This window comes from Zemynaea arenosa, from assembly GCF_004614185.1.
GTDB lineage: Bacteria > Pseudomonadota > Gammaproteobacteria > Burkholderiales > Burkholderiaceae_D > Telluria > Telluria arenosa.
Window position 1 is genome coordinate 85,524 of sequence record NZ_SPVF01000128.1, and the last position, 19,047, is coordinate 104,570.

17 protein-coding genes are annotated in these 19,047 nt (G+C 66.7%); 8 read left to right on the forward strand and 9 right to left on the reverse strand.

The window, feature by feature from the left end; translation table 11 throughout:
* Positions 1-5: 5 nt before the first annotated feature.
* The 8 genes from E4L96_RS10120 to E4L96_RS10155 all read left to right on the forward strand — a co-directional run bounded on the left by E4L96_RS10120 (position 6) and on the right by E4L96_RS10155 (position 8,588).
* Complete coding sequence (locus tag E4L96_RS10120; protein ID WP_135207083.1) at positions 6-362, forward strand: STAS domain-containing protein; 357 nt, start codon at positions 6-8, stop codon at positions 360-362.
* A gap of 42 nt (positions 363-404) precedes the next feature.
* A complete protein-coding gene (locus E4L96_RS10125) occupies positions 405-818 on the forward strand; it encodes an anti-sigma regulatory factor (protein WP_135207084.1) in 414 nt (137 codons plus the stop codon).
* Positions 803-1,834 (forward strand): ATP-binding SpoIIE family protein phosphatase, encoded by a 1,032-nt coding sequence (locus E4L96_RS10130; protein WP_135207085.1) that lies wholly within the window; start codon positions 803-805, stop codon positions 1,832-1,834. Before E4L96_RS10125 ends, E4L96_RS10130 begins: the two co-directional genes overlap by 16 nt.
* A 19-nt stretch (positions 1,835-1,853) precedes the next feature.
* The gene (locus E4L96_RS10135) at positions 1,854-3,617 is read left to right on the forward strand and encodes an ATP-binding protein (protein ID WP_135207086.1); all 1,764 of its coding nucleotides are present in this window, start codon (positions 1,854-1,856) and stop codon (positions 3,615-3,617) included.
* Between the two features lie 18 nt (positions 3,618-3,635).
* Complete coding sequence (locus tag E4L96_RS10140; protein WP_135207087.1) at positions 3,636-5,159, forward strand: ATP-binding response regulator; 1,524 nt, start codon at positions 3,636-3,638, stop codon at positions 5,157-5,159.
* 76 nt (positions 5,160-5,235) lie between these two features.
* Entirely contained in the window at positions 5,236-5,847 is a 612-nt protein-coding gene (locus E4L96_RS10145) for a biliverdin-producing heme oxygenase (protein ID WP_135207088.1), read from the forward strand.
* A gap of 11 nt (positions 5,848-5,858) precedes the next feature.
* Positions 5,859-8,096, forward strand: coding sequence for an ATP-binding protein (locus tag E4L96_RS10150; protein WP_135207089.1), 2,238 nt, complete (start codon positions 5,859-5,861; stop codon positions 8,094-8,096).
* 33 nt (positions 8,097-8,129) lie between these two features.
* The gene (locus tag E4L96_RS10155; RefSeq protein ID WP_135207090.1) at positions 8,130-8,588 is read left to right on the forward strand and encodes a response regulator; all 459 of its coding nucleotides are present in this window, start codon (positions 8,130-8,132) and stop codon (positions 8,586-8,588) included.
* Positions 8,589-8,603: 15 nt separating this feature from the next.
* On the opposite strand, the gene E4L96_RS10160 is transcribed toward E4L96_RS10155, so the two are convergent.
* The 9 genes from E4L96_RS10160 to typA form a co-directional block, all read right to left on the reverse strand.
* On the reverse strand, positions 8,604-10,214 hold the full coding sequence (locus E4L96_RS10160) for a response regulator (protein WP_135207091.1): 1,611 nt from the start codon (positions 10,212-10,214) through the stop codon (positions 8,604-8,606).
* 106 nt (positions 10,215-10,320) lie between these two features.
* A complete protein-coding gene (locus E4L96_RS10165) occupies positions 10,321-10,950 on the reverse strand; it encodes a helix-turn-helix transcriptional regulator (RefSeq protein WP_135207092.1) in 630 nt (209 codons plus the stop codon).
* A complete protein-coding gene (locus E4L96_RS10170) occupies positions 10,947-12,299 on the reverse strand; it encodes an MFS transporter (protein ID WP_135207093.1) in 1,353 nt (450 codons plus the stop codon). The genes E4L96_RS10165 and E4L96_RS10170 overlap by 4 nt, the downstream gene beginning before the upstream one ends.
* 68 nt (positions 12,300-12,367) lie before the next feature.
* Positions 12,368-12,928 (reverse strand): hypothetical protein, encoded by a 561-nt coding sequence (locus tag E4L96_RS10175; RefSeq protein WP_135207094.1) that lies wholly within the window; start codon positions 12,926-12,928, stop codon positions 12,368-12,370.
* A gap of 130 nt (positions 12,929-13,058) precedes the next feature.
* The gene (locus tag E4L96_RS10180) at positions 13,059-13,400 is read right to left on the reverse strand and encodes an energy transducer TonB (RefSeq protein WP_135207095.1); all 342 of its coding nucleotides are present in this window, start codon (positions 13,398-13,400) and stop codon (positions 13,059-13,061) included.
* A gap of 51 nt (positions 13,401-13,451) precedes the next feature.
* Positions 13,452-13,781, reverse strand: a complete 330-nt coding sequence (locus E4L96_RS10185) for an energy transducer TonB (protein WP_135207096.1) — start codon at positions 13,779-13,781, stop codon at positions 13,452-13,454.
* A 64-nt stretch (positions 13,782-13,845) separates the two neighbouring features.
* Positions 13,846-15,588 (reverse strand): methyl-accepting chemotaxis protein, encoded by a 1,743-nt coding sequence (locus E4L96_RS10190; RefSeq protein WP_229414380.1) that lies wholly within the window; start codon positions 15,586-15,588, stop codon positions 13,846-13,848.
* Between the two features lie 453 nt (positions 15,589-16,041).
* Positions 16,042-17,037, reverse strand: a complete 996-nt coding sequence (gene dusA / locus E4L96_RS10195) for a tRNA dihydrouridine(20/20a) synthase DusA (RefSeq protein WP_135207097.1) — start codon at positions 17,035-17,037, stop codon at positions 16,042-16,044.
* Between the two features lie 40 nt (positions 17,038-17,077).
* Positions 17,078-18,910, reverse strand: a complete 1,833-nt coding sequence (gene typA, locus E4L96_RS10200) for a translational GTPase TypA (RefSeq protein ID WP_135207098.1) — start codon at positions 18,908-18,910, stop codon at positions 17,078-17,080.
* Positions 18,911-19,047: the final 137 nt, after the last annotated feature.

Sequence of the window (19,047 nt, forward strand, 5' to 3'; positions counted from 1 at the left end):
CCGGCATGGATCGCATCCCCATTCTCAAGATGGGCGACCTGCTGCTCGTGACCATCCAGGTGGACATGCATGACCGCCTGGCGATGGCACTGCAGGACGACCTCACCGGACGCATTGTCAAGGACAAGGCGCGCGGCGTACTGATCGACATCTCCGCGCTGGACATCGTCGATTCCTTCATCGGCCGCATGATCAGCAACACCGCCGCCATGGCGCGCATCCTGGACGCCCGCACAGTGCTGGTCGGGATGCAGCCGGCGGTCGCCATCACACTGGTGGAGCTGGGCCTCACCCTGCATGGCGTGAGGACGGCGCTGAACGTCGAACAGGGCGTCAAGCTGCTGCGCCAGCAGAACGATTAAGACGGTATAAAAACGGTATCAACCGTATCAAACGTACACACTATGACCGACACCGCGGATGAACGGATCATGCAGCTGCGCAGCGACGAAGACGTCGTGCGCCTGCGCCAGCTCGTGCGCGAACAGATGGTGGCGGCCGGCTTCTCGCTGATCGACCAGACCAAGATGGTCACGGCGTCCAGCGAACTGGCCCGCAACACCCTGCGCTACGGCGGCGGCGGCGAGGCGAAACTGTCGCGTCTCACCAATGGCCTGCGCCACGGCCTGGGACTGGAATTCATCGACCATGGCCCCGGCATTCCGGACATCGACCTGGCGCTGAAGGACGGCTACACCACCGGCGGCGGCATGGGACTTGGCCTGTCGGGCGCCAAGCGGCTGACAGACGAATTTGACATCGAGTCGGCTCCCGGCGCCGGCACCACCGTCCGGATCACGAAATGGAAACCGTACTAGGCTTCGCGCGCCCGCAGCAGCGCTGCGAGGTGCACGAAGTATCGCAAGTGGCGGCCGCGCGGCGCGCGGCCACCGACCTCGCCACCGCCCTCGGCTTCGACGAGACCGCGACCGGCGAGGCGGCCCTCCTGGTGACGGAGGCTGCGACCAACATCCTCAAGCACGGCAGCCATGGCGAGATCCTGTTGCGCGCGGTGCGCCGCGGCGGCCAGGATGGGCTGGAAATCGTGGCGCTCGACCACGGACCCGGCATCTCCAACCTGGCGCGCAGCATGGAGGACGGGACGTCCGGCGCGGGCACCTATGGCATCGGGCTGGGCGCGATGCAGCGCCTGTCCCACGAATTCGACATCTACAGCGCGCCCGGCAAGGGCACGGTGGTGCACCTGCTGGCCTGGCCGGGCCAGGCGCCCCCGGACCAAGACGTGCTGCAAATGGGGGCCGTGTGCCTGCCGATGGCCGGCGAAACCGTCTGCGGCGACGCCTGGTCCCTGGCCTGCGGGCCGACCCGCGCCACCGTGCTGGTGGCCGATGGCCTGGGCCACGGTCCGGACGCGGCGCGAGCCTCGGAAGCGGCAGGCGAAGTGCTGCAGCGCTGCGCCGCGCATCCGCCGGCGACCATCATCGACGACGCCCACGCCGCCCTGCGCGCGACCCGCGGCGCGGCGGTGGCGGTGGCGCAGATCGACACCCATGATGAAGAGCTGCGTTTCGCGGGCATCGGCAACATCGCGGCCCATCTCTATAACGGCAACGGGATCGAACGCAAGCAGCTGGTCTCGCACAACGGCATCGTCGGCAGCAATGTGCGCAAGATCCAGGAGTTCGTGGTGCCGTGGCAGCCGGGCGCGCTGCTGATTCTCCACTCGGATGGACTGGCCACCCGCTGGGACCTGGATGCCTATCCGGGCCTGCTGTCCTGCCATCCCGCCCTCGTCGCGGCGGTGCTGTACCGCGATTTCTGCCGCCGGCGCGACGACGTCACGGTGCTGGTCCTGCGCGACCGCCAGGCCTGAACTTGACGACCTTCGAACCATGAGCTTCCGTATCCTCAGCCTCCTCATCGACAGTGAACTGGACGTCGTCGCCGCGCGCCAGCGGGCGCGCCAGGTCGCGGAGCTATGCGGCTTCGGCAGCCAGGACCAGGCCCGCATCGGCACCGCAGTCTCGGAGCTGGCGCGCAACGTCTATAACTACGCGCGCACCGGCCGGGTGGAATTCGCCATCGAAGGCGAGACCGCGCCGCAGGTGCTGGTGGTGCGCATCGAGGACCGCGGCCCCGGCATCCCCCACCTGGACCTGGTGCTCTCGGGCCGCTACAAGTCCACCACCGGCATGGGCCTGGGCATCCTCGGCGCACGGCGCCTGATGGACCGCTGCGACATCCAGACCGCGCCGGACCAGGGCACCGCAATCACCCTGCGCAAGCTGCTCCCGCCGGAAGCGCCGCGCCTGACCGCTTCGGACATCGGCCACATGGGCAGCGACCTGGCCGCCCTGCCCGAGGACATGACGCTGACCGAAGTGCAGCAGCAGAACAAGGAACTGCTGGGTGCCCTGGCGGAACTGAAGGGCCGCCAGGACGAGCTGCTGCAGCTGACCCGCGAGCTGGAAGACACCAACCGCGGCGTGGTCGCGCTGTACGCGGAGCTGGACGAAAAAGCGGACCACCTGCGCCGCGCGGACGAGATGAAGTCGCGCTTCCTGTCCAACATGAGCCACGAATTCCGCACCCCGCTGTCCTCCATCCGGGCGCTCGCCAAGCTGCTGCTCGACCGCGTCGACGGCGAGCTGACCACGGAGCAGGACAAACAGGTGCGCTTCATCCTCAAGGGTGCCGAGTCGCTCACGGAACTGGTGGACGACCTGCTGGACCTGGCCAAGATCGAAGCCGGCAAGATCGAGATCCGCGCCGGCGAGTTCGAGGTGACGGAGCTGTTCTCGGCCCTGCGCGGCATGCTGCGCCCGCTGCTGGTGGCCTCCACCCTGGACCTCGTGTTCGAGGACCCGGCCGAGCCGATCGTGATGTACACGGACGAAGCCAAGCTGTCGCAAATCCTGCGCAACTTCATCTCGAATGCGCTCAAGTTCACCGAGCAGGGCGAGGTGCGCGTGAGCGCCGTCCGCGATCAGCAGGGCATGGTGCGCTTTGCGGTGCGCGACACGGGCCTGGGCATCGCGCCCGAGCACCAGCAGATCATCTTCGAGGAATTCAGCCAGGTCGAGAACCGCTTGCAGAACCGGGTCAAGGGCACGGGCCTCGGCCTGCCCCTGTGCCGCAAGCTGGCGATGCTGCTGGGCGGCCACGTGGAGCTGCTGTCCACTCCAGGCAAGGGCTCGATGTTCACCGCTGTGGTCCCGCCCCAGTACGCGCCGCCGGAGCCGGACAGCCCCTATGGCTCCGCCGCGGCCGCGCAGGAGCAGGGCCTGCCGGTGCTGGTGGTGGAAGACGACCAGGCGACCGTGCTTTTATACCGCAAGTATTTCAGCGGCACGCGCTTTCGCGTGGTGGCCGCGCGCAGCGTCTACGAGGCCGAGCAGCTGTGGAGCGCCGTGCGCCCGGTGGCGGTGGTGCTGGACCTGTACCTGAATGGCGAGGACACCTGGCGCTGGCTGGCCAACCTCAAGGAGAGCGGCGAGCGGCGCACGGTGCCGGTGGTGATCGCGTCCGAAGTGGCGGACCAGGACAAGGCCTTCGCGCTCGGCGCGGACGCCTATTTCCTCAAGCCCGTGGTGCGGGAGGAACTGCTCGCCACGTTGAACAGCCTGTGCCCCGCCCCGGCACAAGTGATGGGGTAGAATGAAATCGGAGACCTCATGACTACGCGCGCCCCCGACCAGCTGATCCTCAACGTCGACGACACCGACGCCGCCCGCTACGCCAAGACGCGCATCCTGTCGCGCGCCGGCTACCAGGTGATCGAGGCCGGCACCGGGGCCGAAGCGATCGCCATGGCGCGCACGCAGAACCCGATGCTGGTGCTGCTCGATACCCGGCTGCCGGACATCAATGGCTTCGAGGTATGCCGCCAGCTGAAGGACGATCCGGCCACGCGCCACATCCTGGTGCTGCAGACCTCCGCCTCCTTCGTCGGCACCACCGACAAGGTGCGCGCGCTGGACACCGGCGCCGACAACTACCTGTTCGAACCGATCGAACCCGAGGAACTGATCGCCAACGTGCGCGCCCTGCTGCGCCTGGGCCGCGTGGAGCGCGAGCTGCGCGAGGTTGACCGCCGCAAGGACGAATTCCTGGCCATCCTGGCGCACGAGCTGCGCAACCCGCTCGGGCCGATCCGCAGCGCGGTGGAGCTGCTGCGCCACCTCGATCCGTACGCCCCGCCCGCGCAGGAGAACGCGCGCCAGATGATCATCCGCCAGACCGACCACATGGTGCGGCTGGTGGACGACCTGCTGGACGTCTCGCGTATCTCGCAGGGCAAGATCACGGTGCACAAGGCCCCATTGCGGCTGCACGAAGTGGTGCTCGCCGCGATCGAAACGGCCAACCCGGCCATCAAGCGCGGCGACCATTCGCTGGCGGTGTCGCTGCCGGATGACGACATCTGGGTCGAGGGGGACGCGGTGCGTCTCGCCCAGGCGGTGGCCAACCTGCTCAACAACGCGGGCAAATTCACGCCGCGTGGCGGGCAGATTTCCATTTCCGCGCTGGCCGAGAATGGCGAGGCCGTGATCCGCGTGGCGGACAACGGCATCGGCATCGCGCCCGAACAGAAGGACCAGATCTTCACCCTGTTCGCGCAGGGCCGCCACACGGACGAACGGGTCAAGGACGGCCTGGGCATCGGCCTGTCTCTGGTGCGCACGCTGGTGGAGCTGCATGGCGGCACGGTCGGCGTCAGCTCGCCGGGCGCGGGCCAGGGCAGCATCTTCGAAATCCGCCTGCCGCTCACCGCCGCTGCCACCGCCGCGGCCCCGGTGCAGGATGAAGCGCCCGCGCCCAGCACCAAGCGGCGCGTGCTGGTGGTGGATGACAACCGCGATTCGGCCGACATGCTGGCCTCCCTGCTGGAATTCGCGGGCCACGAGGTAGCCACCGCCAACGACGGCACCTCGGCACTGGCCCGCGCGGCGGAATTCCGGCCGCAGCTGGCCTTCCTCGACATCGGCCTGCCGGACATGACCGGCTACGCGCTGGCCGGGGCGATCCGCAAGATCGCGGGCCTGGAGCAGATCGCGCTGGTGGCGCTGACCGGCTATGGCCAGCAGAAGGACCGTGACGATGCGCTGGCGGGCGGTTTCAACCAGCACCTGACCAAGCCGGTGAGCTACGAAACGCTGGTCGAAACCATCGAGCGTTTCCTGCCCGCAGCCCAGTAACCGCAGGCGTTCCGGCGGCCCCGGATTACGTTAGAATGCGGGCAGTTCACCGACACTTTCCGATCACCGCCACACGATGTCCGTCTCTCTCGCTGCTTTGCGCCAGGCCACGGCCGCCCTGCACGCCGACCTCGAGACGCATCTCGACATCGCGGCGGCGGACGCAGACCGCGCCACCTACCTGCACTACCTGGAAGACCTGTACGGCTGGATGGCGCCGTTCGACGCCGACCTGTGGAGCGGGGCCTGGCCGGCCGGCGTGGACGCGCCGGCGCGGGCGGGCAAGCTGGCCTGGATCGAGGCAGACCTGGCGCATGCCGCCTTCAGCCCCGCTGACATCGCGGCCCTGCCCCGCTGCGCCGACCGTCCGGACCTGTCCTCGGCGGCACGGCGCTTCGGCGTGGCCTACGTGATCGAAGGCGCGCAGCTGGGCACCAAGGTGCTCCAGCACCGCCTGCGCGGCCCGCTCGCGGGCTGGGAACCGCGCTGGCTGGAAGGCTACGGCAGCAGCAATGGACCTCACTGGCGCGGATTCCTGCACGCGCTGGACGAGCATGTCGTGACCCGGCAGGAGATCGATGACGCCTGTGCCGCCGCCGCGGACACCTTCGCGTCGCTCGCCCGCTGGTTCGCCGGCCGCCGCGCTGCCCGCGCGCTGGCTCCGGCGCTGGTCTCACCCGTTCTTTGACGCCGATTGCGATGACCCAGACACTGCCCGACCAACTCGCCCAGGCTCTCATCAACTGCGACCAGGAGCCGATCCGCTACCCCGGCTCGATCCAGCCGCACGGCTTCCTGCTGGCCCTCGACGGCGGCACCGTGGTGCAGGCCAGCGAGAACCTGGAGACCCACGTCGGCATGCCGGCCGGCGCGGCGCTCGGCCAGCGCCTGACTGGTGTGCTGGGCGCGGCCGCCGGGGAGGCGCTGGAGCGCGAACTGGCGGCGCATGCGCCGCGCGAGCGGCCCTCGTATCTCGGCACCGTCAACGCCGCCACCGGCAACCGGTTCGACGTGCTGGCCCACCAGTACGACGCGCTCACCATCCTGGAATTCGAAGCCATCAACCGCAAGGGCGATGCGGATTTCCGCCACCTGTATCCGCTGGTCGGCGACTTCCTCAACAAGCTGAACGACGCGGACACCGCCGAGAGCATGAGCGACCTGGCGGCGCGCGAGATCCGCGCCGTGACCGGCTTTGGCCGGGTGATGGTGTACCGCTTCGATGGCGAAGGCCACGGCCATGTGATCGCCGAATCCAACGACGGCACCATGCCGTCCTACCTGGGCCAGCGCTTCCCGGCCAGCGATATCCCGAAGCAGGCGCGCGAGCTGTATGCCCTCAACCGCATCCGCCTGATCAGCGATGCGAACTACACGCCCGCCAAACTGGTGCCGCCCGTGAACCCGCGGACCGGGCAGCCCAACGACCTGTCGTTCGCGGCCCTGCGCAGCGTGTCGCCGGTGCACCTGCAGTACATGCGCAACATGCACACGCATGCGTCGATGTCGATCTCGCTGATGGTCAAGGGCCAGCTGTGGGGCCTGATCTCGTGCCACAACGAAGCGGCCTGCCACATCGCCTTCGACAAGCGCACCGCTTGCGAGCAGCTGGGCCAGATCCTGGCGCTGCGCATCGAGACGCGCGAAGATGCCGACGAGCTGCAATTCCGGCTGGAGGTGCGGCGCCTGATGGTGGGGATGCTGGCGCACCTGACGCAGAGCTCCGACTTCATCGACAACATGAGCAGCGTGTTCCCCGAACTGCTGCGCTTTGCGCGCGCGGGCGGGGTCGCGGTGCTGGTGGACGACCGGGTGGTCTGCCACGGCGAGACACCCACCGTGCCGCACATCCGCGAGCTGGTGGCGTGGCTGGACGTGCACGATCAAAACGATGTATTCCACACCGACCGCCTGCCGCAGCTCTATCCGCCCGCAGCGGCCTTCCAGCAGTGTGCCGCGGGCCTGCTGGCGATGCCGATCTCGCGCATCCACAAGCACTACCTGCTGTGGTTCCGGCCCGAGGTGGTGCACACCATCGACTGGGCCGGGCGCCCGGACGGCAAGGAACTGGGGCCGCAGGGGCAGCTGCATCCGCGCACCTCGTTCGCGACCTGGCGCGAGACCATCCACGGCACCAGCGCGCCCTGGCATTCGGGCGAGATCGAGATGGCGCTGGAATTCCGTACCGCGCTGCTGGGGATCGCGCTGGAACGCGCCGAGCAAATGGCGGAGCTGGCCGAGGAGCTGGGGCGCGCCAACAAGGAGCTGGAGGCGTTTTCGTATTCGGTGTCGCACGACCTGCGCGCGCCGCTGCGGCACATCGTCGGGTTTTCCGACCTGCTGCTGGAGTCGAGCGGCAGCGAGGACGTGGGCAAGCGCCAGCGCTTCCTCACCAACATCAAGGAATCGGCGCGCCTGTGCGGCAAGCTGGTGGACGACCTGCTGTCGTTCTCGCAGATGGGGCGCGCGTCGCTGCGGCCGATCCGGATCGACATGCGGGAACTGGTCATGAACTGTATCGAGCGGATGGCGCCGGACCTCAAGGGCCGCAGCATCGAGTGGAACGTGGGTCCGCTGCCGCTGGTGCAGGCCGATCCGGCCTTCCTGCAGCTGGCGGTGTACAACCTGCTGTCGAATGCGGCCAAATTCACGGGGCAGCGCGAATCGGCTAGAATCGATATCTCGTCCGAAGACAACGAGCATGAACACGTCTTCCACATCGCGGACAACGGCGTGGGCTTCAACATGGAATACGTCCACAAGCTGTTCGGCGTGTTCCAGCGCCTGCACCGCATGGAAGACTTCCAGGGCACCGGCATCGGGCTGGCCAACGTGCGCCGCATTATCGAGCGGCACGGCGGCACAGTCACGGCGCGCGGCGAACCGGATCAGGGCGCGACTTTTACCTTTACCATTCCAAAACAGCTGGCCGTCTAACCAACACCGCACGGCCGCACGGGAACACAGAACATGCTCAAGCCTATCCTGCTCGTCGAAGACAATCCGCACGACCTGGAACTGACTCTCATCGCGCTCGAAAAGAGCCAGCTCGCCAACGAGGTGATCGTGGCGCGCGACGGCGCCGAGGCGCTCGACTACCTGCACGCACGCGGCAAGTACGCCAACCGCACGGCGGGCAATCCGGCGGTGGTGCTGCTGGACCTGAAGCTGCCGAAGGTGGATGGCATCGAGGTGCTGCGCGAGATCCGCACCACGGGCATGCTGCGCAGTTTGCCCGTCGTGATGCTGACGTCCTCCAGGGAAGAACAGGACCTGCTGCGCAGCTATGAGCTGGGCGTGAATGCCTACGTGGTGAAGCCGGTCGACTTCAAGGAATTCGTGCGCGCGATCGCGGACCTGGGCGTGTTCTGGGCCGTCCTGAACGAGCCGCCGCCCGGCTCGATGCGCTACATCCGCCCGCAGAACTGAGCGGCGCCGCGCGGCTCAGGAAACGGCCTGCTTGCGGCGGCGGAGCAGGTGGCGGATGCGGGCCGACAGGACGTCGGCGTGGTAGGGCTTCTGCAGCAGGCTGATGGACGGATCGAGCTTGCCTTCGTGCGCGATCACACCTTCCGCGTAGCCGGATGTGTACAGCATCTGCGTGGCCGGCAGTTTCTGCTTGACCAGCTCTCCCAGCTCGTAGGCCGTGACCTTGCCTGGCATGATCACGTCCGAGAACACCAGGTCCAGTTCCACGCCTGAATTCACGATGTCGCAGGCGCTGCCTGCATCAGCGGCTTCCAGTACGCGGTAGCCGAGCGCGGACAGCAGCGCCACGGTGGTGCTGCGCACATCGGCTTCGTCTTCCACCACGAGGATGGTCTCGGGGCCGCCCTGCAGCGAGGCGGCAGTTGGTTCTTCCGGTTTGTTGGGCGTCTCGGCGCTGCGGGCCAGGAAGATGCGCACCGAGGTGCCCTGCCCCGGTGTACTTTTCAGCTGGATCTCGCCGCCCGACTGCTTCACGAAGCCATAGGCCATCGACAGTCCCAGGCCCGTGCCCTGGCCGGTCGGCTTGGTGGTGAAGAAGGGTTCGAAGGCGCGTTCCAGCACGTCCGGCGGCATGCCGACGCCGGTGTCGCGCACCTCGATCAGCACATGGTCGCCCTCTGCCACCTCGGCCAGCACGCGCGAGCCGGCGGGCACGTTCTGCGCGCTGATGGTGAGCGTGCCGCCGAGCGGCATCGCGTCGCGCGCGTTGATGGAAAGGTTGAGGATGACGTTGTGCAGCTGCCCCGGATCGACCGCGGTGCTCCACAGCTTCTCTTCGATCTCGGTGACGATGGTGACGCGCATGCCGAGCACGCGGCGCATCATCTCTTCCATCTCGACGATCACATTGCCGGGATTGATCACCACCGACTGCAAGGGCTGGCGGCGGGCGAAGGCCAGCAGGTGGGCCGCGAGGCGCGCACCGCGCTCCACGCCCGCCAGCGCGGTGTCGATGCGCGCGCGGGCCGCGTCGTTCACCCCGCCAATCAGCTTCACCAGCTGCAGGTTGCCGCCGATGATCTGCAGGACGTTGTTGAAGTCGTGCGCCACGCCGCCGGTCAACTGGCCGATGGCCTCCATCTTCTGGGCCTGGTGCAGGGCGGCCTGGCTCTGGGCCAGCTCCACCTGGCTGCGGCGCAGGGCATTGAAGGCTTCGTCGCGCTGCATGCGGGCGCGGTAGGCGCCGCTGTGGTAGCGGATGCGGGCGGTGAGTTCACGCGCGTCGGGCCACTTGACCAGGTAGTCGTTGGCACCGAGGGAAAAGGCCTTGGCCTTGATTTCGGGGTCTTCTTCGGAGGACAGCAGGATGACGGGGAGGTGCTCCGTGGCCGGATTCTGGCGCAGCATGCGAATCACGTCGAAGCCGTCGACCGAGGGCATGCGTAGATCCACGATGACCACCGTGGCCTCGGACTCCTGGGCGATCTGAGGCGCCTCCCTGGCTTGCGCGAGATAGCGCATCTGGATGTCGTCGCAGTCGCGCACGCAGTGGCGCAAGAATTCATCTGCGAGCGTTTCGTCGTCGATCAGCAGAACGGAAGAGGTAAACGGATCGGCGATGCTCATCGGTGATAGTTGGTTCGGACTCTGGCTATCGTGAAATTTTACACGTGAAAAATAATTTGATGGGGAGAAAGCAGGCAATCGTGCGCGGGGTTCCGGCCGCAGCCGGTCAGACCCGGTGCAGGGGGACGATGCGGTACGCGCAGCGGCGCGCGCCAGCCAGGATGTGGTCGGTACGTTCGACGGCGCAGTCCGGGCCGAGCACGCGCTGGAACACTTGCAGTTCGGAGCGGCAGAAGTTGCGGCAGTGGTCGGCGGCGGCGCAGATGGGGCAGTGGTTTTCGACCAGCAGGACGGTGCCGTCGGGCTGGGGCTGGGACTCGGCCATGTAGCCTTCGGCGGCGCGGATGGCGGCCAAGGCGGCGGCGCGCCCTTCCACGGTGGTCTGATCGGCGAGCTGGTGAGCGTAGTTGGCTTCGGTGGCGTGTTCGCGGGCGCTGATCAGGCGCTCCAGGCCGGCCTCGCCGAACAGGGCACGGACCTCGTCGATCAGGTGCAGGGTGAGGTCGGCGTGGCGGTCGGGGAAGCGGGCGTGACCGGCGGCGGTCAGGCTCCAGGTGCGGGCGGGGCGCCCCACTTTGTCGGCGATGTCTTGGAAGGCGATCAAGCCTTTCTCGGCGCCGGACTCGAGCTGGCGGCGAGCGCCCATGGGGGTCAGGTCGAGGTGGTTGGCGAGCTGCTGGGCGGTCTGGGGGCCGCGGGTTTTCAGAAGGTAGAGGACGCGGTCGAAGGTGCTCATGGGCGGCTCGCTGGGGCGGGATGGGTGGATGGGGTTTCCGGCGCTGGCTCGCCGGCGGGGCTGCGCGGCACCGCGGCGGCGTCGCGCCGATCGGCGGGGCCCGATGGATCGGCCGGTGCCGGGCTGGCGGACGACGTCATGATTTCGGACCGGCGCCAGGCGCGCAAGTGCACGGCAGCGCCGGCGGTCAGGGTGGCGCCGAGGGCGAGGATGAGACGGGTGTCGATCAGCGTCAGCAGGGAGCCGGCGGCGGCGGTGAGGATGCTGGCCAGGCAGAAGGTGGTCGAGATCAGGCCCATCACGGCGCCCTGCCCGTGCGCGCGGCCGAAGCGCTCGGCGCTCCACGAGGGGATCACGGCGCTCCAGACGGCGTTCGGCAGGCCGTACAGGATGATGGCGAGCAGGCCGGTCACCGGGCCGCCGAGGGCGACGCCCAGCACGCAGGCCGCGACGCCAAGCGCGCTCCAGCAGGCACGGCGCAACGGGTCGCCGCCCGCGAAGCGGCCGGCCAGCACCGAGCAGCCCGTCATGAGCGCGCACATGGCAGCGGTGGTCAGGGCGATGCCGCGGGCGTCGAAGTGGGCGACCTCGACCAGCCAGAGCGGATAGAACTCATAGAACGCGGTGACGCCGCTCGCGTAGGCCAGTTCGACCAGGAATAGCGTGCGCAGGTCCGCATGGCGCAGCAGGTTCAGCGCATGCTGGCGCCGCGCGACTTGCCACCAGGAGGGCGCTGCCTCACGCCGGGCAGCAGCGGTGGCGGGCGGAGTGCGCGGAAGGGCGCGCGCGACCAGGATCGCGGTGAACGCCAGGGCGGCGACGGCAATCCAGAACGGGGTGGTCACGCCCCAGTGGACGGTGGCGCCACCCAGCAGCGGGCCGGCCAGCCAGCCAAGGAAGAAGGCACCGTTCAGCAGGGACATGGCGCGGAAGCGCTCGTCCCCCGCGAGCTGGTCGGCCAGCAAGGCCCGCGCGACCGAGCCATTGCCCTCCATGAGCCCGGTGAACAGGCGCGCCGCCAGGAACAGGGGATACGACTGCAGCGCCAGCCCCACCGCACTCAGCGCATGCCCGGCCGCCCCGCCGAACGCCGTGGCCAGCAGCACCGGCCGGTGCCCGTACCGGTCCGCGAGCGGCCCCAGCACCGCCGATCCGATCAGCAAGCCGATCGGGTTGATGGTGACGGCGATTCCGAACAGAAGCTTGGGCGGTAGCCCGAGAAAATGGTTGAAGTCGTTCAGCGCACTGCCCGCGAACAGCGGCGGCAGGATGGGATAGGGCAGCGCCGCCCCCACCGTGGACAACAGGGCCAGCAGACAGGCAGCGATGGTGAGGGCGCGGGGTTTCATGAACGCCAATGTAGCGCTCACCCGGCAATAAGTAAACTAAAAGGTTTATTAATTCGGCGGAACCCGGGTCAGAAGTAGGGCAACGGGCAGGTATCGACCGGCTTGCCCGCACCATCCAGCCGCTCCGCACAGATGTCGTAGGCGATGCCGAAATCAAAGTCGATCCGGGCCGGCTTGCCGTATGCGAGGTCGACGCTGCGCTCGACATGCCGCTGCGCGGCCAGCGCGGGCACGTCCGCGGGAATGTTGACGGCCGCCTGCTGCGGCCCCGTGCGCTGCGCATGGTTGCGCGCCACATCCACATCGAGCACCAGATCCACGCGCACGCCCTGCTCCGTCGCCTGGGCTGAGCGAATCGTCCGGCCCGCCTTGAGCACGCCCCAGCTGCACACCGTCCCCTGGCATTGCTTGACCTGCGCCAGCGGAAATTCCTCGCCATGCCCGCGCAGCCGATGCAGCGGCCAGGCCGAGCGCAAGCCGTCGCGCTTGCCGCTGAGGGCGTTATCCCAGGACAGCACATTGACGACCTGCACCGACGGCTCCCCCGGCGCCGGCGCGCGCGAGGCAGCACAGCCGCTCAGGGCCGAGACGAGACCAACCAGGGGAAACAGCAGGAGGAAGCGGTACATGCACAACAGCGTACCACTGGAGAGAGACTCCACAGCGCACTCGACAGCATGAGGCTGCCGGTCGCCCGGGAGGGTGCAGCGGCAGCGGGCCGCAACCCGCCGCCTGCCACTGGGGAAAGCTACCTGAGGCTCAGTCGAGCTTCCAGGCGTAGTCGACCTTGGTCCAGGTCTGGGCCGGCGCGCCGTCCTTGGTGCCCGGCTTGAACTTGCAGGCCGCGATGGCCTTCAGGGCCGCCTTGTCCAGGTTCTTGAAACCGCTGGTCTTTTCCAGCTTGGATTCGGCCACCGAACCGTCGGCGTTGACCAGGAAGGACATCGTCACGGTGCCCTGTTCCTCGTTCATCAGCGACGCCTTCGGGTACTCGGCCTTGCAGGACTTCGCATCGAAGCTGGCTGGTACTTCACCTGCTGCCGCAACACCGGCAACACCAGCCAACAGGACTGCGACCATGGTCTTCGAGAGCGTTTTCATACCAGTTTCCCCCAGTGAGAAGTGTGTTTTTAGGTGGACAGACCCGCCGGATTACAGCTTCCAGACGTAGTCGATCTTGGCCCAGGTCTGGGCCGGTGCGCCGTCCTTGGTGCCCGGCTTGAACTTGCAGGCCGACAGGGCCTTGATGGTGGCCTTGTCCAGGGTCTTGGAACCGGACGATTTTTCGACCTTGGAATCGGCCACCGAACCATCGGGGCCGACCAGGAACGAGGCGGACACGGTGCCCTGCTCTTCATTCATCAGGGCGGTTTTCGGGTACTCGGCCTTGCACTTGGAGACGTCGAGGGAGGCCGGGATTTCCGCTGCGAAAGAGGTGGCGGAGACGATCGAAAGGGCTGCGATAAGGCTCAGTTTCTTCATTTTGTGGTCACTGCGATTAGAGATTAAAAGGATCGAATAAACGGCTGATTTCAAACTGCTGGGATCAGAACTCTTCCCATTCGTCGGTCGCGGCCGCGGCCACCACCTTTTTCTCGCGCTTCGGCTCGGCGGCCGGCGCTTCGGGTTTCTTCAGGGCCGGCTTGGCCGGACGCACCGCCGGTACATTGGCGACCGGAGCCGCCGCCACCGGGGCCGGGGCCACATAGGCATGGCGCTCTTCGTTTTCCGACAGCTTGAAGATGCTGACCACGCGGGCCAGTTCGTTGGCCTGGTCCTGCAGGGACTGGGCGGCCGCGGCCGCTTCTTCCACCAGGGCGGCGTTCTGCTGGGTCATCGAATCCATCTCGATGATGGACAGGTTGACCTGCTCGATGCCGGCGCTCTGCTCCTGCGAGGCGTTGGCGATTTCGCTCATGATGTCGGTCACGCGCTTCACCGACGACACCACTTCATCCATGGTCACGCCCGCCTGGCCGACCAGTTTCGAACCGCGCTCGACCTTCTCCACGGAGTCGCCGATCAGGGTCTTGATCTCCTTGGCCGCCGCAGCGGAACGCTGGGCCAGGTTGCGCACCTCGGAGGCGACCACCGCGAAGCCGCGGCCCTGTTCGCCGGCCCGGGCCGCTTCCACGGCGGCGTTCAGCGCCAGGATGTTGGTCTGGAAGGCGATGCCGTCGATCACGCCGATGATGTCGACGATCTTGTTGGCGGAGGTGTTGATCGAGCCCATGGTCTCGACCACCTGCGACACCACGTCGCCACCCTTGCGGGCCACGTCGGAGGCGGAGGCGGCCAGCTGGTTGGCTTCGCGGGCGTTCTCGGCGTTCTGCTTCACGGTCGAGGTCAGCTCTTCCATGGCCGAGGCGGTCTTCTCCAGCGAGGAGGCTTGCATCTCGGTACGCGAGGACAGGTCGATGTTGCCGGCCGCAATTTCCCGCGAGGCGGTGCCGATGGTCTCGGTGCCGGTGCGGACCTGGGCGACGATCTCGACCAGCGAGTCACGCATGTCTTTCATTTCGACCAGCAGGCTGTCCTTGTCGGACTCGTCGGTATCGATGTAGATCGACAGGTCGCCGTTGGCGATCGAACCGGCGATCTTGGCGGTGTAGTCCGGCTCGCCACCGAGCTGCTTCAGCAGGCTGCGGGTGATCAGCCAGGCGGCGGCAGCGCCGACCAGCACGGCGACCACGCCGAGGATCAGCATGAAGTTACGGGCATTGTTATAGGACTCTTCCGCTTCCTTGGCGGCCTGGGCGTTGACCTTGTCTTCCAGGGCGCCGAGCTGTTCCAGGGCTGCCAGCCACTTCTTCTGCGGCGGACGGATTTCCTTGATCATCACGCGGGTCGCCTCTTCGGCCTTGGCGGCCAGGTAGAGTTCGGACGCCTTGGCGATGGCGGGCATGGTGGCCGCTTCGTATTCCTTGATCTGGGCCAGCAGCTTTTTCTCTTCGTCAGTGGCGCCGGCGGCGAACTTCTCGGACAGCTTCTTGTCCGCGTCGTCGTACTTGGCGGTCTGGTCTTTGATCTTGACCATTTCCGGCTCCATGTCGGCCGGATCAGTCATGAGGGTCAGGATGCGCAGCTTGGTTTCGCGGTCCGCCACGTTGGCGCGCATTTCGGTGACCAGACGGGTCACGATGTTGTTCACGCTCACCACGTGGTCCAGGCGATCCTGGATCTGGCCCATGCGGACGATACCGAGCACAGTGGTCCCGGCCAGCAGCACCAGCACCAGAGCAAAACCGAGGGCAAGTCGGGTTCCGACCTTCATATCTGCAAAATTCATGTCGTTGTCTTTGTTTTGGACACCAAATTGATCGAACTCGCCCGTTTCAGCGACTGATGCGCCAGGCGATGCGCTTGGGAAAAATGACGCAGATCAAACGTAAAACCCGGTGTTTGTGCTATCTGCGCTATTTCCGTCAGGATAAATCAAAAGGCTGACTGCGGATGCAGAAATTCTGCCTGGTGCATCAATTGTTTCGCTAGAACAACACTTTCTTGTTTCTTCGTTCATACAGAAAGTCGCGGAACAGAGCGTGAGTATGCGTTAGGATTTGCCCTACAGCAAGCAATTTCCACACGACAACGATTGCGGCTGTTGCCGTGTCGCAATTTTGCGACGCCGCGAGTCACGCTTGATGCATGCATCCCGATGCAAAAACGGCACACTGATGTGGCTCAGCCCGCCGGGGTACGTCCCCGGCGGGCTGAGCGGCAGATGTGGAGCGGGGAAGGCTCAGCCGCGCACGTGGGCGGCGGCTTCGAGCAGGAGGGCGGGGTCGCCGGCGGCCAGCTTCTTGGCATCCGACAGGGTCTGGCGGAAGGCGCGCGCGCCCGGCAGGCCTTGCATCAGGCCGAGCATGTGACGGGTGATGCTGTTGAGCTTGATGCCGTACTGGGCGTAGCGGTCGAGCTCGGCGTGAATGTAGGGGATCATCGCGGCGATCACCTCTTCCCTGGTTTGCAATCCGGCGCTGGCATCGCCGTAGAAGCGGCGGTCCCAGTCGGCCATGATCCAGGGGTTGTGGTAGGCCTCGCGGCCGAGCATCACGCCGTCCACGTGCTCCAGGTGGGCGGCGATCTCGTCATCGGACTTCACGCCGCCGTTAATAATGATCTCCAGCGCGGGAAAGTCCTGCTTCAGGCGGTAGGCGGTCTCGTACTTCAGCGGGGGGATCTCGCGGTTTTCCTTCGGCGACAGGCCCTTCAGGATGGCATTCCGGGCGTGGACGATGAAGGTCGAGCAGCCGGCCTCGGCAATCGTGCCGACGAAATCGCGCACGAAACCGTAGGTCTCGATCTGGTCGATGCCGATCCGGTGCTTGACCGTCACGTCGATCGAGACCGCGTCCCGCATCGCCTTCACGCAATCCGCCACCAGCTGCGGCTCGGCCATCAGGCAGGCGCCGAACGCGCCCTTCTGCACCCGCTCCGACGGGCAGCCGCAGTTAAGGTTGATCTCGTCGTAGCCCCACTCCTCGCCCAGCTTGGCGGACTTGGCCAGGTCGGCCGGATCCGAGCCGCCCAGCTGCAGCGCGACCGGGTGCTCCTCCTCGTTGTAGCGCAGATGGCGCTCGGCGTCGCCATACACCAGCGCGCCGGTGGTCACCATCTCGGTGTACAGCCAGGCGTGGCGGGTGATCTGCCGGTGAAACACGCGGCAGTGGCGGTCGGTCCAGTCCATCATCGGGGCGACGGACAAGGTACGCGGAGGGAGGGTCTTGGTGCTCATGGGGATCCAATAAGAAAGGGCGCCGCAGCGCCCTTGCCGATTACGCCTCGCGGGCCGCTTTCTTGCGCTCGTGCTCCTTGAGGAAGCGCTTGCGCAGGCGGATCGACTTCGGCGTGATCTCGACCAGCTCGTCGTCCTCGATGAACTCGACCGCGTATTCCAGCGACATCTGGATCGGCGGCACCAGGCGCACCGCTTCGTCGGTGCCCGAGGCGCGCACGTTGGTCAGCTGCTTGCCCTTGATCGGGTTGACGACCAGGTCGTTGTCGCGGGAGTGGATGCCGATGATCATGCCCTCGTACACCGGGGTGTTGTGCTCGACGAACATGCGGCCGCGGTCCTGCAGCTTCCACAGCGCGTAGGCGACGGCCTGGCCATCGTCCTGCGAGATCAGCACGCCGTTGCGGCGGCCGGCCAGTTCGCCCTTGGTGGTGTCCACCGGCGCGTACTGGTCGAACACGTGGCTCATCAGGCCGGTGCCGCGGGTCAGGGTCATGAACTCGCCCTGGAAGCCGATCAGGCCACGGGCCGGAATGCGGTACTCAAGGCGCACGCGGCCCTTGCCGTCCGATTCCATGTTCTGCAGGTCGCCACGGCGGCGGCCCAGCTCTTCCATCACGCCACCCTGGTTGACTTCTTCCACGTCCACCGACAGGTTCTCGTACGGCTCATGGCGCACGCCGTCGACCATCTTGAACACCACGCGCGGACGCGACACGGCCAGCTCGAAGCCTTCGCGGCGCATGTTTTCCAGCAGGATGGTCAGGTGCAGCTCGCCGCGACCCGACACTTCGAAGATCGTGTCGTCGTCGGTCGGGAGCACGCGCAGCGCGACGTTGGACTTCAGCTCGCGCTCCAGGCGGTCGCGCAACTGGCGCGAGGTCACGAACTTGCCTTCGCGGCCCGCCAGCGGTGAGGTGTTGACCATGAAGTTCATGGTCAGGGTCGGCTCGTCCACGGTCAGCATCGGCAGCGCCTCCGGGGTGTCCGGCGCGCACACGGTCGAACCGATGCCGATGTCTTCGATACCGTTGATCAGCACGATGTCGCCGGCCATGGCTTCATCGACCAGCACGCGCTCCAGGCCCTTGAAGTTCAGCACCTGGTTGATACGGCCCTTGATCGGGGCCGAATCCGGGCCGTTCAGCACGATCACGTCCATGCCCGGCTTGACGCGGCCACGGTTGACGCGGCCAATGCCGATCTTGCCCACGTAGGACGAGTAGTCCAGCGAGGTGATCTGCATCTGCAGCGGGCCGTCCGGGTTGTCGTCGCGCACCGGCACATATTTCAGGATGGCGTCGAACAGCGGCTTCATGTCGCCGCCGCGCACGTCTTCGGTCAGGCCCGCGTAGCCGTTCAGGCCGGAGGCGTAGATGACCGGGAAGTCGAGCTGCTCGTCGGTGGCGCCCAGCTTGTCGAACAGTTCAAAGGTCTGGTTGATGGCCCACTCGGCGCGTGCGCCCGGGCGGTCGATCTTGTTCACCACCACGATCGGCTTCAGGCCCAGGGCCAGCGCCTTGCGGGTCACGAAGCGGGTCTGCGGCATCGGGCCTTCCTGGGCGTCGATCAGCAGCAGCACCGAATCCACCATCGACAGCACGCGCTCGACCTCGCCGCCGAAGTCGGCGTGGCCCGGGGTGTCGACGATGTTGATGTGGGTCCCTTCGTATTCGACGGCGCAGTTCTTGGAGAGAATCGTGATGCCGCGTTCCTTCTCCAGATCGTTGGAGTCCATCACGCGGGTGTCGACCTGCTGGTTTTCGCGGAACGTGCCGGACTGGCGCAGCAGCTGGTCCACCAGCGTGGTCTTGCCGTGGTCAACGTGGGCGATGATGGCGATGTTGCGGATGGCGCGTTTGGTATCGGACATTGTCTTATCTTGAAGAAGGTTCGCGGCGGGGACGCCGCCAAATCTGTAACCCACGATTATAGCACGTGCTGCGGCGCAGCAGACGGAGCCGCCGGATTCTTTTTATTGCCGAGTGGCGTACACCCCACCCATAATCG